Below are 14,342 nucleotides of genomic sequence, written 5' to 3'. Positions count from 1 at the left end.
CGGGTCCATGTTGCTGTTTTGGAATGGATTGGACAGGCCTTCCGCTGTCAGAAACGGCCAGCCTTGGCTGGAATGACGGTGGAGCCTTGTTCAGACCTTCCCTAAGGTGCCGCAGCTTCGGCCGCTTCGAGCTTGGCGATGGATTCGCGGATGCGCGCCAGCGGCCCGTCCGCATTGCCGAACAGCGTGATGTGGATGGCCAGCGAGCGCTCCAGGCTGGCGCGCGCCGCGGCCAGATCGCCCAGGGCGATCTGCGACAGGCCCAGCCCGCGCAGGGTCTCGGCGGTGGCGCTGGTTTCCGGGCCGAATACCGTTTCAGCCAGCGCCAGTACCGCCAGCAGCTCATCGCGCGACTCCTGCGCCTGGCCGTTGTCGCGCAGCCAGTTGGCGTGGTTGCCGCGCACTATCACGGTCATCGGTGCGTCCGGCCCGTTGTGGCGCAGGGAATGTTCGTAGGCGAAGCGGTAGTGCGGTCCCGCCTCGGCGATCCTGGCCACTCCACCCTGCTGGCGCAGCGCGCCGCCCAGGTTGCCGTGCACCATGGCGAGGGTCGGGGAGTCTGCGCCGAACTGGCTCGCGACCGGCTCCAGCATCGCCTTGAGGATGGTTTCCGCGCCGGCGTAGTCGCGCTTTTGCAGGTGGAAGACCGAAAGACTCAGCCGCATGTTCAGGACGCGCGGGTGGTCGATGCCGAGGTCTTCCGCGCGCCGCGCGATCATTTCCTGCAGCAGGGCGATGGCCTCGTCGTATTTTCCCGCATCGCTCAGCAGGATGGACAGGCGCAGTCCGGCATCGAGGAGCTGCGGGTGGTTTTCCGGAACGCGCGCCTCGAGCGCGTCATAGGCGCGCTGTGCCTGCACCATGGCTTCTTCCATCTGGCTGCGCTGGCGCAGCGTCCAGCTCAGCCGTGAACGCAGGTCGGCTTCCAGCGTGGGGCCGGTCCGGCGCGGATCGCGGCTGGCGACGTCGATTGCTTCGCGCAGCACGGCTTCGGATTCGGCGTACTGCCCGGCATCGACCAGCGCACTGCCCAGGCGCTGCGCCACCAGCAGCGCCTCGTGGCTGTCGCTGCCAAAGCGCGCGTTGACCTGTTCGCGTGCGGCCTGAAGCTGGGGGATCGCCTTGCGCGGCTGGCCGATGCCGGTGTAGCTCTCGGCAATCACCAGCTCCACCGCGAGCCGGCCTTCCGGATCTTCGGCCAGCTCCACCGCGGTGCGCCGGGCGGCGTCATCCAGCACGCGCAGCATGAGGGTGGGATCGAGATCGCGGGCGAAGTCCGGATCCACGCTCGACAGCACGCTGCCGAGGAAGTCGGAGGTCACGCGCGCACGGGTAGCTTCGCGTTCGGCCCGCTGCAGCGCCCAGGTGGTCGCGACGAGGCCGCAGACCAGGGCCAGCAGCACGGTTGCGGCGGCGACGGTGCCGATGCGATGGCGGCGAATGAACTTGCGCACCGCCTGGGCGCGGCGCGGCGGTGCGGCGTTGACCGGGTATCCGTCGAGGTAGCGGCCCAGATCTTCAGCCAGCAGCGCGACGGATGCGTAACGCTGCTCGGGATCTTCCGCCATCGCCTTGCGCACGATCCAGTCCAGGTCGCTGCGCAGCGTGCTGAGCAGGGCGGCCGGCGTGGATCCGCACTGGCGCGCGTGGGCTCGGAGGGTGTCGTCAGGGATCGTCGCCAGACGGTGCGAGGGCGTGGGGGCATCCGGCCCCGCGTTTTCCGCGGGCGGCCGTTCGCCCGCCATCAGCTCGTACAGCAGTGCACCCAGGGCGTACACGTCGCAGCGGCTGTCGCAGCGGCCGTTCGGATCGCGCTGCTCGGGACTCATGTAGCCCGGCGTTCCCGCGGCCTGCGCGGTGCCTCCGATACCGGCCGCAATGCCGAAATCGATGATGCGCGGGCGCGCGATGCCGTCAACCTCTTCCACCAGCACGTTGGCCGGCTTGATGTCACGGTGCACCACGCCTTTCTGGTGCGCATGCTGGACTCCGTCGCATACGCGCAGGAACAGCGCAAGGCGCTCGCGCAGCGGCAGCGCGTGATTTTCGCAGTAGCGCGAAATCGGCTCGCCTTCGATGTATTCCATTACCAGCCAGGGGCGGTCATCGGCGTCGGTTCCGGCATCGTGGATCAGCGCGATGACCGGATGACGCATCTGCGCCAGCATCTGGCGCTCGACCTCGAAGAACGCGCGCTGCTGGCTGTCCAGCCCGATGCGGTCGATGAGCTTGAGCGCCACCTGGCGCTGGTAGGCACCGTCGGCACGATGGGCCAGGTACACGGCGCCCATGCCGCCGTGGCCAAGCGGTTCGTCGATGGCCCAGGGGCCGAAGCGGGTGCCGGGCGGCAGCGTGGCATTGGAGGCGAGCAGCTCCATCACGCTGACGGCGGGCTTGCGCATGCGGTGGGTGGCCTGGCTCTCGATGTCGAGCATGCGCAGCAGCTCGTCCAGCAGCAGCGGATCGTCGCTTGCGCTGCTTCGCGCAAAGGCGTCGCGTGCGTCCGCCGGCAGCTCGCAGGCCGCGTGGAACAGATCCTGGAGCCGCTGCCAGCGGATGGCGGTACTCATGCCAGTCTCGATGCAAGCCAGATGCGCGCGAAGCGCAGGTCGCGTTCCAGCGTGGCGGTCGAGATGGCCAGGATCTCGGCGATTTCATCGTGCGGGAATCCCGCAAGTTCGGCGAGCGCAAACGCCTGCGACTTGCGCTCATCGAGTTTTTCCAGCTGGTCGAGCGCATTGCCGAGGATCGCAAGATCGGCGGGCTGCGGCGAAGGATCGACCAGGCGAAGGCTCAGGGTGGCCGGGTCCGACTGCCCGGGCCGCGCCCGGGCGCTGCGCGCAAGGTCGACCAGGAGCCGGCGCATCTGCAGCGCGGCGAAGGCGAAAAAGTGCTGGCGGGTGGGGAAGGCGACATGCGCCTGTCCCACCCGCATCCAGGCCTCGTGGACCAGCTCGGCCGCCTCCAGCTGCGGCCGGCGCTCGCGCTGCAGCTGCACGCTCGCAATGCGGTGCAGCTCGGCATAGACCTGATCGGCCAGTGCGTTGGAGGCACCGTCCTTGCCGTCCGACCAGGCGCGCAGCAACTGCGTGATGGGTGCGTTGTCGAGAGGTGGGGCCGTCATGGGGTGCGATGATACCTGCCGCAGGTGACATCACCATTGGCTGGTGACATCGCCGGACGCGGCGGCGGGGTGGCACGCGGCGGATGCGACCCACGCGCAGCGGATTTGGGTGACAATGGCCAGATGACTTCCGATCGCATCATTGCCGCAGATGCCACCTCCGAGGACGCCGCGGCCGAGGCCCACATCCGTCCGCGCACGCTCGACCAGTACCTTGGCCAGCAGGCGGTGCGCGAACAGCTGCGCATCTACATCGACGCGGCGAAGCAGCGCGGCGAAGCGCTCGACCACGTGCTGATCTTCGGCCCGCCCGGGCTGGGCAAGACCACCCTGTCGCACGTCATCGCCAACGAGCTGGGCGTGAACCTGCGCCAGACCTCCGGCCCGGTGATCGAGAAGGCCGGCGATCTGGCCGCACTCCTGACCAACCTGCAGCCGCACGACGTCCTCTTCATCGACGAGATCCATCGCATGCAGCCGGTGGTGGAGGAGGTGCTGTATCCGGCGATGGAGGACTACCAGATCGACATCATGATCGGCGAAGGCCCGGCCGCGCGCTCGATCAAGCTCGATCTGCCGCCCTTCACCCTGGTCGGTGCCACCACGCGCGCGGGCCTGCTCACCGCGCCGCTGCGCGACCGCTTCGGCATCGTGCAGCGGCTGGAGTTCTACACGGTCGATGAGCTGACCCGCATCGTGCGCCGTTCCGCGCAGATCCTCGAGATCCCCTGCGAACCGGAGGGCGCGGGCGAGATCGCGCGCCGCGCGCGCGGCACCCCGCGCATCGCCAACCGCCTGCTGCGACGGGTGCGCGACTACGCGCAGGTCAAGGGCGATGGCGTCATCACCCGCGCCATCGCCGACGCGGCGATGGCCATGCTCAAAGTCGACCCGGAAGGCTTCGACCAGCTCGACCGGCGCATGCTGACCATGATCATCGAGAGTTTCGACGGCGGCCCGGTCGGCATCGAGTCCCTCGCCGCGGCGCTGAGCGAGGAGCGCGGCACGCTGGAAGACGTGATCGAGCCCTACCTCATCCAGCAGGGTTACCTGATTCGCACCGCGCGCGGCCGCATGGCCAGCGCCAAGGCGTACCGGCACCTTGGGCTGGTGCCTCGGGCGCGTGAATCGGGAATGGAGAATGGAGAATCGGGGGCGCTGTTCTGATGCCGTCTCCGCCGGTCGCGCCGACTCCCGACTCCCGATTCCCGATTCCCGAGGCACAGGCGTTCAGCCTGCCGATACGGGTTTACTGGGAAGATACCGATGCCGGCGGGGTGGTGTACCACGCCGCCTATGTGCGTTTTCTGGAGCGCGCGCGGACCGAATGGCTGCGCGCGCTTGGCGTTTCGCAGCAGGCGCTGCGCGATCGTGACGACGTGGTGTTCGCGGTGCGCGGCATGCGCCTGGATTTCCTGGCACCGGCGCGGCTGGATGACGCGCTCGAGGTCGAGGTCCGCCTCGTCGGGGTCGGGCGGGCCAGCGTGACGTTCGCCCAGCGCATTGCCCGCCCTTGCGACGCGCGGGTGCTGCTGGAGGCCGAAGTCCGCGTGGCCTGCCTTGCGGCATCCACGTTCCGCCCGCGTGCCTTGCCCGACGGGCTGCAGGCGCAATTCCGCAATTCGATGACCGAGGTGAGCTGACGATGATGTTCCTGGCCCTGCTGCAGTCCGCCGCCCCGGCTGGCGCTTCGCCGCTGCCGGATGCGCCCATTCCGGGCCTGCCCGCGGCACCGGACGCCGGGCTGGATTACCTCCAGCTCATCCTGCACGCGAGCCTGCCGGTGCAGCTGGTGATTGTCCTGTTGCTCCTGGCCTCGGTGGCGTCCTGGGCGATCATCTTCCGCAAGCACCGCGTGTTGCGCGGCGCGAACCGCGCGGCGGACGATTTCGAGGAACGGTTCTGGTCCGGCGGCGACCTCGCCGCGCTGTTTCGCGAAGTTTCCGGAAGTGACCAGCGCCCGACCGGGCTTGCCGCCATCTTCGAAGCCGGTTTCCGCGAGTTCGCCCGCCTGCGGCAGAAGCGCGGCATGGATTCGCGCACCCAGATCGAGGGCGCGCAGCGCGCGATGCGCGCCAGCCTCGCGCGCGAGGTCGATGGGCTGGAGAGCAATCTTGAACTGCTCGCCAACGTCGGCTCCATCAGCCCCTACGTCGGCCTGTTCGGCACGGTGTGGGGCATCATGATCTCGTTCCACGGCTTGGCCTCGATGAAGGAAGCCACCATCGCCACCGTGGCCCCGGGCATCTCCGAGGCGCTGGTCGCCACCGCGATGGGTCTGTTCGCCGCCATCCCGGCGGTGTGGGCCTACAACCGCTTCGCGACCAAGGTCGATCGCATCAACGTGCGCTATGAGGCCTTCGCCGAGGAGTTCAGCTCGATCCTGCAGCGGCAGGCACCGCACGACGAGTATTGAGCCTCGCATAGCCCCGCCGCCGCCGTTCCACCGTTCTTCGAGTCCGCAGCGCGCCCGCCGGCGCGCGTCCGAGCCAGGGTGATTCCATGAGCATGCGCCTTCGCAAACGTCGCCGGCTGAAAGCCGAGATCAACGTCGTTCCCTACATCGACGTGATGCTGGTGTTGCTCATCATCTTCATGGTGACCGCGCCGCTGCTGCGGCTGGGCGTGGACGTGAAGCTGCCCGAGGCCAACGCGCGCGCCATGGAAGCGCCCAAGGATCCGATCATCGTGGGCGTCACGAAAGACGGGCGCTACCTGCTGACCCTGCAGGGCCAGCAGGCCGAGGAGCTGGACGAAGCCGCGCTGGAAGCCCGCATCGCCGCCTTCGTACGCCAGGATCCCCAGACCGCCGTCTACATTGCCGGCGACATGGGCGCACAGTATTCGCTGATCTATGGTGCGATGGCGACGCTGCAGCGCGCCGGCGTGGTGCGCATCACCTTCATGGGCGAATCCGCAGGCAAGGCGGGGCGCTGAACCGATGCAGGAGCGCCGCGACAACCTGCTCGCGATCCTGCAGGCGCTGGGCCTGCACCTGCTGCTGCTCGGGTTCCTTTTCGTCGGGCTGCTGTTCCAGCGCACGCCGCAGCCGCTGTCCGTGGCCGGCGGCACGATCGAAGCGGTGTTGACCGACACGCTGGCGGCACCGCCTGCCGCACCGCGTCCGACACCCGCCGCGCCGCAGTCCCGGCCGCGCCCGCAGCCCACGCCCGAACCCAAGCCGCAGGAGGCGGTGCAGCCACCCCAGCCCACACCGCAGGCCCCGGTGCCCAAGCCCGACGCCGTGGACCAGGAGCGCATCGTGCGTGAAGCGGCCCGGAAGGCCGAAGACGCGCGCCGCGAGCAGGAAGAGCGGCGTCGGCAGGAACAGGTGCTGCTGGAAGAGCAGAAGCAGCAGCAGGAGGCCGAGCGCCGCCAGCGCCTCGCCCAGCAGCAGGCCGAGCGCGACAAGCAGCTCGCCGATATCCGCCGCCAGCGCGAGGAGGCCGAGAAACGCCGCCGCCTGGAAGAGGAAAAACTCAGGCAGATCACCGACATGCGGCAGCAAGCGGCGGACGCTTCCTCCGCGCCGGCCTCCACCGCGCCGCCGTCCGATCGCCTCGGCAACCAGGGCACCGACGATGGTCTTCTGGGCCGCTACCAGCTCGCGATCCAGCAGCAGGTGGACCGCAACTGGCTGCGCCCCGACAGCCTGCGCCCCGGCCTGCGCTGCTACGTCGGCGTTACCCAGATGGTCGGCGGCCAGGTGAGCGGTCTGGACTTCGCCCGCTGCCCGGCCGATGACATCACCCGCCGCTCCATTGAAGCGGCGCTCATGCGCGAGGCGCTACCGTATCGCGGCTACGAAAGCGTGTTCCAACGCAAGCTCAACATCCCCTTCTGCTATCCCGTCGAGGTCTGTGTCCGATGATCCGCATCCTCCTGCTGCTTGCCGTCGTCCTGCTGCCGCTGCGCGGGCTGCAGGCGCAAACGCTGGAAATCGATCCGATCCGCGGCAGCGCGGCGGCGCTGCCCATCGCCGTGGTGCCGTTCGACTATCTCGGCGTGCAGGTCGCGCCCGATACCGACGTGGCGGCGGTGGTGCGCGCCGACCTCAACCGCTCCGGCTCGTTCCGCACCCTGGCCGAACGCGACCTGGTGGAGCGCCCGCTGCGCCAGTCCGACGTCAACTTCGGCACCTGGCGGTTGCTCAAGCAGGATTACCTTCTGGTGGGGCGCATCCTGGACGATCCTTCCGGCGGCTATCGCACCGAGTTCGAGCTGTTCGACGTGGCCAAGCAGGAGCGCCTGCTGGGGCTCGCGCTCAACGGCCGCCCCGGCAACATGCGCGACATCGCGCACCAGGTGGCCGATCAGGTCTACGAGAAAATCCTCGGCGTGCGCGGCGCGTTCTGGACCCGCATGGCCTATGTGACCGCCGTGGGTACCGGGCGCGACATGACCTACTCGCTGATGATCGCCGATGCCGACGGCTACAACCCGCAGACCGTGGTGCGCTCGCGCGAGCCGCTGCTGTCGCCGGCGTGGAGTCCGGACGGCCGGCGTCTGGCCTATGTGAGCTTCGAGCGCGGCTCCTCGTCCATCTATATCCAGGACCTGTCCACCGGCTCGCGCGAGGTGGTGGCCAGTTTCAAGGGCATCAACGGCGCGCCGGCGTTTTCGCCCGACGGCACCCGCCTGGCGCTGGCGCTCTCGCGCACCGGCAATCCGGAAATCTACGTCATGGACCTGGCCAGCCGCGCCCTGACCCAGCTCACCAGCCACTGGAGCATCGACACCGAGCCGGTGTTCTCGATCGACGGGCGCAGCATCCTGTTCACCTCCGACCGCGGCGGCAAGCCGCAAATCTACGAGGTTCCCGTGGCCGGCGGCGAAGCGCAGCGCGTGACCTTCAGCGGCCAGTACAACGCACGCGCCTCGCTCGAGCCGGGTGGGCGCATCGCCATGGCGCAAGGGGCCGGAAACGTGTATCGTATCGCGGTTCTTGACAGGCTCCACGGTAGCGGTGGCGAGGTGCGTTTCATTTCACCCGGCAACCTGGACGAGTCGCCGAGCTTCGCTCCGAATGGCAGCATGATTCTGTACGCCGCGCGCGAGAACCAGCGCGGCGTGCTGTATGTCGTATCCAGCGATGCGCGGGTACGGCAGCGTCTGGTTCTAGCCGATGGCGACGTCCGGGAGCCCGCCTGGTCGCCGTTCAGGCAGCGGTAACTCGCTGGACGGGCTATGTTCAATAATTAAACGATTCGTTCCCGATCACCTCACGCCTCCAAGGATTGCGCCGCAATGAACACCCTGTTCCGTATTGCCCTCGTTTCCGTCCTCGTCCTGTCCGTTGGCGCTTGCACCAAGAAGACCAAGCCCGTCGAGCAGCCGCCCGAGCCCACGCCGGCTCCGGTGGTCGACACCACCCCGGTTTCCGACGGCCGCTACACGCCCGCCGACCTCGACACCGATTCCTGCCTGCGCCAGCGCGTGGTCTACTTCGACTTCGACCAGGACGTGCTGAAGCCGGAGTTCGCCGCGATCGTGTCCTGCCACTCCAAGTACCTGCGCGACCGTTCTTCCGCCCGCATCACCCTGGAAGGCAACGCCGACGAGCGCGGCACCCGGGAGTACAACATGGGCCTGGGCGAGCGTCGCGGCAACGCCGTGTCCTCGGCGATGCAGGCCAACGGCGGTTCGGCCGGCCAGCTCAACGTCGTCAGCTACGGCGAAGAGCGCCCGACCTGCACGGCGTCCAACGAGTCGTGCTGGAGCCAGAACCGTCGCGTCGAGATCGTGTACACCGCCAAGTAATCGATGTCGATGTCGCGTCATTTCAGCGTCACCTGCGCAGCAGTGGTCCTCTGGGCCACTGCTGCGTGTTTTTCTGCGGCCTTCGCACAGGGCGGTCGCCTGAGCCTGGCCGACCGCGTCGCCCAGCTCGAACGCCAGCAGCAGGCCGCTCCGGCGACCGATGCCAACGCCAACCTCGAACTGCTCAACCGCCTGACCCAGCTCCAGTCCGAAGTGCAGGCCCTGCGCGGCATGCTCGAGGAACAGGATTTCAAGCTGCGCGAGATGGAGCGCCGCAACCGCGATCTCGCGGTCGATTTCGATTCCCGCCTGGAGCGCCTGGAAGGCGGTTCGGGTACCGCTGCGCCTCTGATCGACCGCGAGCCCGCAACGGCCACCGGCGGCACGCTCGGCGGCGTGGTGGGTTCGGTGATGGAAGAGCCCGACGTGCGTGCGCCCGTCGATGGCGGCGTGCAGTCGCAGCCGCTGGACGGCGGTGCGGCCGGTGCCGTGCTCGAACCGATGGCCGATCCCGCGGCCGAACGTGCCGTCTACGACACTGCTTTCGACGCCCTCAAGAACGGCCAGTACGCCGAGGCGGCTCGCCGCTTCCAGTCGTTCCTGGCGCAGTATCCCGACGGCGAGTTCGCGCCCAACGCGCAGTACTGGCTGGGCGAGTCCTACTACGTCACCCAGAACTACCAGATCGCATTGGTCACGTTCGAGCGCCTCCTGGCCCGGTTTCCGGCCAGCAACAAGGTGCCCGACGCGCTCCTCAAGGTGGGCTATTGCCACTATGAGCTGCGCCAGTGGGACCTGGCCGAGTCCACGCTCAACCAGGTGATCCAGACCTACCCCGACAGCACCGTGGCGCGTCTCGCGCAGGGCCGTCTGCGGGCGCTGCGGCTGGAAAACCGCTGATCTTCGGCGCAGAGCGGAACATGGACGCCGCAGACACCGAAGTGCTGCGGCTGCGCATCACCGAAGTCTTTGTTTCCCTGCAGGGCGAAGCCCGCGATGCCGGCTGGCCGACGGTCTTCATCCGCCTCACCGGTTGCCCACTGCGCTGCTCCTACTGCGACACGGCCTACGCATTCCACGGCGGCGAATGGCGCAGCATCGAATCGCTGCTTGCCCAGACGCGCGCGTTCGGCGTGCGTCACGTTTGCGTCACCGGCGGCGAGCCGCTCGCGCAAAGGCGCTGCCTGCCCCTGCTCGAACGCCTCTGCGACGCCGGCTTCGAGGTTTCCCTGGAAACCTCCGGCGCGATCGATATCGCCCCCGTCGATACACGCGTTTCGCGCATCCTCGACATCAAGACGCCCGGCTCGGGCGAGGCGGCGCGCAACCTCTGGCAGAACCTTGCGCAGCTCACCGCGCACGACCAGGTCAAGTTCGTGATCTGCGATCGGGCCGATTACGACTGGGCGGTCGACGTGCTGCGCCGCGAAGCGCTCGATACGCGCTGCACGGTCTGGTTCTCGCCCAGCAAGGGCCAGCTTTCCGAACGCGACCTGGCCGACTGGATCGTCGCCGACCGCCTGCCGGTGCGCTTCCAGATGCAGCTGCACAAACTCCTGTGGAACGACGAGCCGGGGCGCTGACCCCCTGCGGATGGAGACGCTCGTGAAAAAAGCAGTCGTGCTGGTTTCCGGCGGCATGGATTCGGCCGTGGTCCTGGCCATGGCGCGCGAGCAGGGATTTTCCTGCCACGCGCTCAGCGTGCGCTACGGCCAGCGCCACACCTCGGAGCTGGACGCCGCCGCGCGCGTGGCGCAGGCGCAGCATGCGGTGGAACACAAGACCGTCGCCGTCGACCTGCGCAGCATCGGCGGCTCCGCGCTCACCGCCGACATCGACGTGCCCGAATCCCCGCAACAGGGCATCCCGATCACCTACGTCCCGGCGCGCAACACCATCATGCTGTCGATCGCCCTGGGCTGGGCCGAAGTGCTCGGCGCGCAGCATCTTTTTTGCGGCGTGAATGCGGTGGACTATTCCGGCTACCCGGACTGCCGCCCCGAATTCATCCGTGCCTTCGAAGCGCTCGCCAACCTCGCCACCCGCGCCGGCGTCGAAGGCCATCGCCTCACCGTGCACGCCCCGCTCATGGCCATGAGCAAGGCCGCCATCGCGCAGGAGGGCGCGCGCCTGGGCGTGGATTTTTCCCTCACCGTCTCCTGCTACCAGGCCGATGCGCAAGGCCGCGCCTGCGCGCGCTGCGACGCCTGCCGCCTGCGCGCGGCGGGCTTCGACGCGGCGGGAATGGCCGATCCCACCCGCTACGCACCGGCCTCCTGACCCGCACGCGATGCGCCCCGCGCTTGTCCCGCGGGCGCAGCCTCACTAAACTTCGATCCCTTTCGCGCGCCGCATCCTGCGGTGCCCCGACTGCGAAAGAGCGCCGGCTCCCCCCGGCCGCACAGCACACCGGGCCGTTAGCTCAGCGGTAGAGCAGTGGACTTTTAATCCATTGGTCGATGGTTCGATCCCATCACGGCCCACCATTCCGCAGCGCCACCCCGCCTCCTGCGCCCACATCGTTGCCGCGAACGCGGGATTCCCGGTTCGGGTGAGGACAGCGCGGGTTCTGCCGGCAGGAATCCCGGCGCCCAGACGCTAAGCTATGCCTGTTCCGGCATGGGCCGGGTGACAGGGGCTGCACGCAATGCCGGAGCTGCACTTCAAGGGCAAGGAATTCGTCTACAACCACCACCTGACGGTGCCGTTCCGGCCGCTGGTGCACGATGCGTCGCGCTCCTGCGGCGAGGACCCGGACAACCTCATCATCCACGGCGACAACCTGCACGCGCTGAAGAGCCTGCTGCCGCGTTACGCCGGCCAGGTGGATCTGGTCTTCATCGATCCGCCCTACAACACCGGCAACGAAGGCTGGGCCTACAACGACAACGTCGCCAGCCCGCTGATCAAGGAATGGCTGGACGGCAACCCGGTCAACGCCGAGGACATGCTGCGCCACGACAAGTGGCTGTGCATGATGTGGCCGCGGCTGAAGCTGCTGCACGAACTCCTGAGCGAGCGCGGCTCGATTTGGATCACGCTCGACGACAACGAGGTGCATCATGCGCGCGTGATGCTCGACGAGATTTTCGGCGAGCAGAACTTCGTCGCAAGTTGTGTCTGGCAGCATAGCGTTCAAGGCAAGGGCTACACGGATGTTTTTTCCGTGAGCCACAACCATCTGTTGGTGTACGGGAAACAGGAATTCAAGATTCTCGGACTTGAACGCGCGGAGGAGCATAACCTTGCATACTCCAACCCGGACGATGATCCCCGAGGGGAGTGGCGAACTGGCGATGTTCGGAATTCACTCGACCGGCCAAACTTGAAATATCCCCTACCGACTCCGTCCGGAAAGTTCATCGCCCCTCCTGAAAAGGGCTGGAGATGGAAGCCCGAGACGATGCAGGTAAAGATCGACCGAGGAGAGGTGCTCTTCGTTGATGATGAAACGCGGATTATTCGAAAAATCTTCCTGAAGGATCAAGACCGACGATCAGCGGAAACAGTCTGGTTCGCAAGAGACGTTGGCAGCACTCGAGATGCTCAAGCAGAGTTGCTTGCAATCATGGGCCGGAAGACTCTCGAAACGATCAAGCCAGTCGCCTTGATTCAGCGTGCTCTCGAGATCGCTACAGAGGAAGACGCCATCGTCCTCGATTCCTTCGCCGGCTCCGGCACCACCGCCCACGCCGTGCTGGCGCAGAACGCCAAGGACGGCGGCAATCGCAAGTTCATCCTGGTCGAATGCGAGGACTACGCCGACAGCCTCACCGCCGAGCGCGTGCGGCGGGTGATCGAGGGCTATGCCTTCACCGGCACCCAGCGCGAGGAGCTGCTGCGCGAAAAGCTGACGTTCTCCAAGCTGAAGAAGGCCAACCAGCTGCTGCTGCAGGCCGCGCTGGTCGAAAAGCAGCACGAAGGGCGCTTCGATGCGATCAAGTCCACGGTGCAGGACGGCGATCTGATCGTCACCGGGGAAAAATCCGTTGCCGAACGCGCCGAGGGGCTGGGCGGCGGCTTCAGCTACTGCACGCTGGGCGCACCGCTGGCGCTGGACGACCTTCTGAGCGGCGCTTCGCTGCCGGATTTCGAGGCCTTCGGCGGCTACCTGTTCCACACCGCCACCGGCCAGCCGCTCGACCCGGCCCGCCTGCGCGAGGCCGACGGCTATCTGGGCGAAAGCGCGCAGTACCACGTGTGGCTGATCTATCGCGCCGATCTCGACTTCCTGAAGTCCCGTGACGCCGCGCTGACCCTGGCGCTGGCCGAGAAGATCGCCGCCACCGGACGCGACAAGCCGCACCTGGTCTTCGCCCCGGCCCGCTTCGTGCCGCAGAAGAAGCTGCTGGAGCTGGGCGTGGAGCACGCGCCGCTGCCCTATGCCCTGTACCGCATCGAGAAGGGCTGAGGCGTGAAAATGCAGGTGCCCTCCGTCGTCTTTCCCGGCACAACATTGGCCTTCCCGTCACGACATCGTCATCCCCGCGACCACGGCCGTCATTCCCGCGAAAGCGGGAATCCAGCTCTTCCGCTTCGCCCACCCATGGATTCCCGCTTTCGCGGGAATGACGGAAAGGGTACGTGCGTGGATGGATTCGGGGCTGGCAGTGGGGGTGGCTACGGAAGTGGCAAGGGCCGGCAGGTGGCGAGCGAGTGCATTCGTGAGTGTCATGCGTGAGCGTATGCCCGCTGTCTATCTGATGGCCAGCAAGCGCCATGGCACGTTGTATGTGGGTGTCACCTCGGATCTGGTTCAGCGTGTTTGGCAGCATCGAACGGATGCAGCCGAAGGATTCACTCGAAAACATCGCGTGCACCAGCTGGTCTGGTACGAACAGGCGACCACAATGGAATCGGCGATTCTTCGTGAAAAGCAGCTCAAGAAGTGGGAGCGTGCGTGGAAGATCGAGATGATCGAACGGGAAAACCCGGCCTGGCGTGATTTGTGGCCGGAGATCAGCGGAGATTCCAGTGGTTGAATCCCTGATTTCTCATGTCCATGAAATCACCCCCTTCGAGAAGGCGGGAGATTGCGCGCCTTTTGCGGTCGTCATACCTGCGAGCACTCCCGTCACTCCAAAAAACACCGCCGTCATTCAAAACAACACCGCCGTCATTCCCGCGAAAGCGGGAATCCATGGACGTACAAAGCGGAAGAACTGGATTCCCGCTTTCGCGGGAATGACGGTGAGGGTGGATACGGGAATGACGTGCGGTGAGAGCGCGGGAGTGCTGACTACAGCGGCGCGACGTATGGGATTTCCGCTGAGCCCAAAAACAAAGGGAGCGACATGGTCGCTCCCTTCATCGCACCTTCGGCCGAGTCGGGCGATTGCCCGGCAAGCACACCATACGGAGACGGTTCGGTCCGAAGGGGCTAGGTACTGCCTGTGGTACGGCAATCCTTGCCTGATGCAAGTGCCCAGAAAACGGGTGACTGGCCGCAGATTTGAGG

14 protein-coding genes and 1 tRNA gene are annotated in these 14,342 nt (G+C 67.0%); 13 read left to right on the top strand and 2 right to left on the bottom strand.

The window, feature by feature from the left end; genetic code table 11:
* Positions 1-101 precede the first annotated feature (101 nt).
* Together WB794_RS01980 and WB794_RS01975 are read right to left on the bottom strand one after the other, a co-directional pair.
* Positions 102-2,570 (bottom strand): serine/threonine-protein kinase, encoded by a 2,469-nt coding sequence (locus tag WB794_RS01980; protein ID WP_337334164.1) that lies wholly within the window; start codon positions 2,568-2,570, stop codon positions 102-104.
* Positions 2,567-3,124: an ECF-type sigma factor gene (locus WB794_RS01975; RefSeq protein WP_337334163.1), complete on the bottom strand. Its 558-nt coding sequence runs from the start codon at positions 3,122-3,124 to the stop codon at positions 2,567-2,569. The genes WB794_RS01980 and WB794_RS01975 overlap by 4 nt, the downstream gene beginning before the upstream one ends.
* Positions 3,125-3,247: 123 nt before the next feature.
* Between WB794_RS01975 and ruvB the strand changes: the two genes are divergently transcribed.
* From ruvB to WB794_RS01910, 13 genes are all read left to right on the top strand, one after another.
* Positions 3,248-4,291 (top strand): Holliday junction branch migration DNA helicase RuvB, encoded by a 1,044-nt coding sequence (gene ruvB / locus WB794_RS01970; RefSeq protein WP_337334162.1) that lies wholly within the window; start codon positions 3,248-3,250, stop codon positions 4,289-4,291.
* Positions 4,291-4,767, top strand: a complete 477-nt coding sequence (gene ybgC / locus WB794_RS01965; RefSeq protein ID WP_337334161.1) for a tol-pal system-associated acyl-CoA thioesterase — start codon at positions 4,291-4,293, stop codon at positions 4,765-4,767. Before ruvB ends, ybgC begins: the two co-directional genes overlap by 1 nt.
* Positions 4,768-4,769: 2 nt before the next feature.
* A complete protein-coding gene (gene tolQ, locus WB794_RS01960; RefSeq protein ID WP_337334160.1) occupies positions 4,770-5,540 on the top strand; it encodes a protein TolQ in 771 nt (256 codons plus the stop codon).
* 86 nt (positions 5,541-5,626) lie between these two features.
* Positions 5,627-6,061, top strand: a complete 435-nt coding sequence (locus WB794_RS01955) for an ExbD/TolR family protein (RefSeq protein ID WP_337334159.1) — start codon at positions 5,627-5,629, stop codon at positions 6,059-6,061.
* 4 nt (positions 6,062-6,065) lie between these two features.
* A complete protein-coding gene (tolA, locus tag WB794_RS01950; RefSeq protein ID WP_337334158.1) occupies positions 6,066-6,995 on the top strand; it encodes a cell envelope integrity protein TolA in 930 nt (309 codons plus the stop codon).
* Positions 6,992-8,296 carry a Tol-Pal system beta propeller repeat protein TolB gene (tolB, locus tag WB794_RS01945; protein ID WP_415926628.1) on the top strand — a complete coding sequence of 435 codons (1,305 nt, stop codon included), beginning with the start codon at positions 6,992-6,994 and terminating at the stop codon, positions 8,294-8,296. Before tolA ends, tolB begins: the two co-directional genes overlap by 4 nt.
* Before the next feature lie 75 nt (positions 8,297-8,371).
* Positions 8,372-8,884 carry a peptidoglycan-associated lipoprotein Pal gene (pal, locus tag WB794_RS01940; protein WP_337334157.1) on the top strand — a complete coding sequence of 171 codons (513 nt, stop codon included), beginning with the start codon at positions 8,372-8,374 and terminating at the stop codon, positions 8,882-8,884.
* Between the two features lie 3 nt (positions 8,885-8,887).
* Positions 8,888-9,784: a tol-pal system protein YbgF gene (gene ybgF, locus WB794_RS01935; RefSeq protein ID WP_337334156.1), complete on the top strand. Its 897-nt coding sequence runs from the start codon at positions 8,888-8,890 to the stop codon at positions 9,782-9,784.
* 20 nt (positions 9,785-9,804) lie between these two features.
* A complete protein-coding gene (gene queE / locus WB794_RS01930; protein ID WP_337334155.1) occupies positions 9,805-10,467 on the top strand; it encodes a 7-carboxy-7-deazaguanine synthase QueE in 663 nt (220 codons plus the stop codon).
* Between the two features lie 22 nt (positions 10,468-10,489).
* Positions 10,490-11,164: a 7-cyano-7-deazaguanine synthase QueC gene (gene queC, locus WB794_RS01925; RefSeq protein ID WP_337334154.1), complete on the top strand. Its 675-nt coding sequence runs from the start codon at positions 10,490-10,492 to the stop codon at positions 11,162-11,164.
* Positions 11,165-11,295: 131 nt separating this feature from the next.
* Positions 11,296-11,370 (top strand) — tRNA-Lys (locus tag WB794_RS01920).
* A 233-nt stretch (positions 11,371-11,603) separates the two neighbouring features.
* Entirely contained in the window at positions 11,604-13,295 is a 1,692-nt protein-coding gene (locus WB794_RS01915; protein ID WP_337334153.1) for a site-specific DNA-methyltransferase, read from the top strand.
* Between the two features lie 262 nt (positions 13,296-13,557).
* Complete coding sequence (locus WB794_RS01910; RefSeq protein ID WP_337334277.1) at positions 13,558-13,866, top strand: GIY-YIG nuclease family protein; 309 nt, start codon at positions 13,558-13,560, stop codon at positions 13,864-13,866.
* Positions 13,867-14,342: the final 476 nt, after the last annotated feature.

The organism is Denitratimonas tolerans (assembly GCF_037203605.1).
Taxonomy (GTDB): domain Bacteria; phylum Pseudomonadota; class Gammaproteobacteria; order Xanthomonadales; family Xanthomonadaceae; genus Denitratimonas; species Denitratimonas tolerans.
This window is presented reverse-complemented; position numbering and strand designations above follow the sequence as displayed.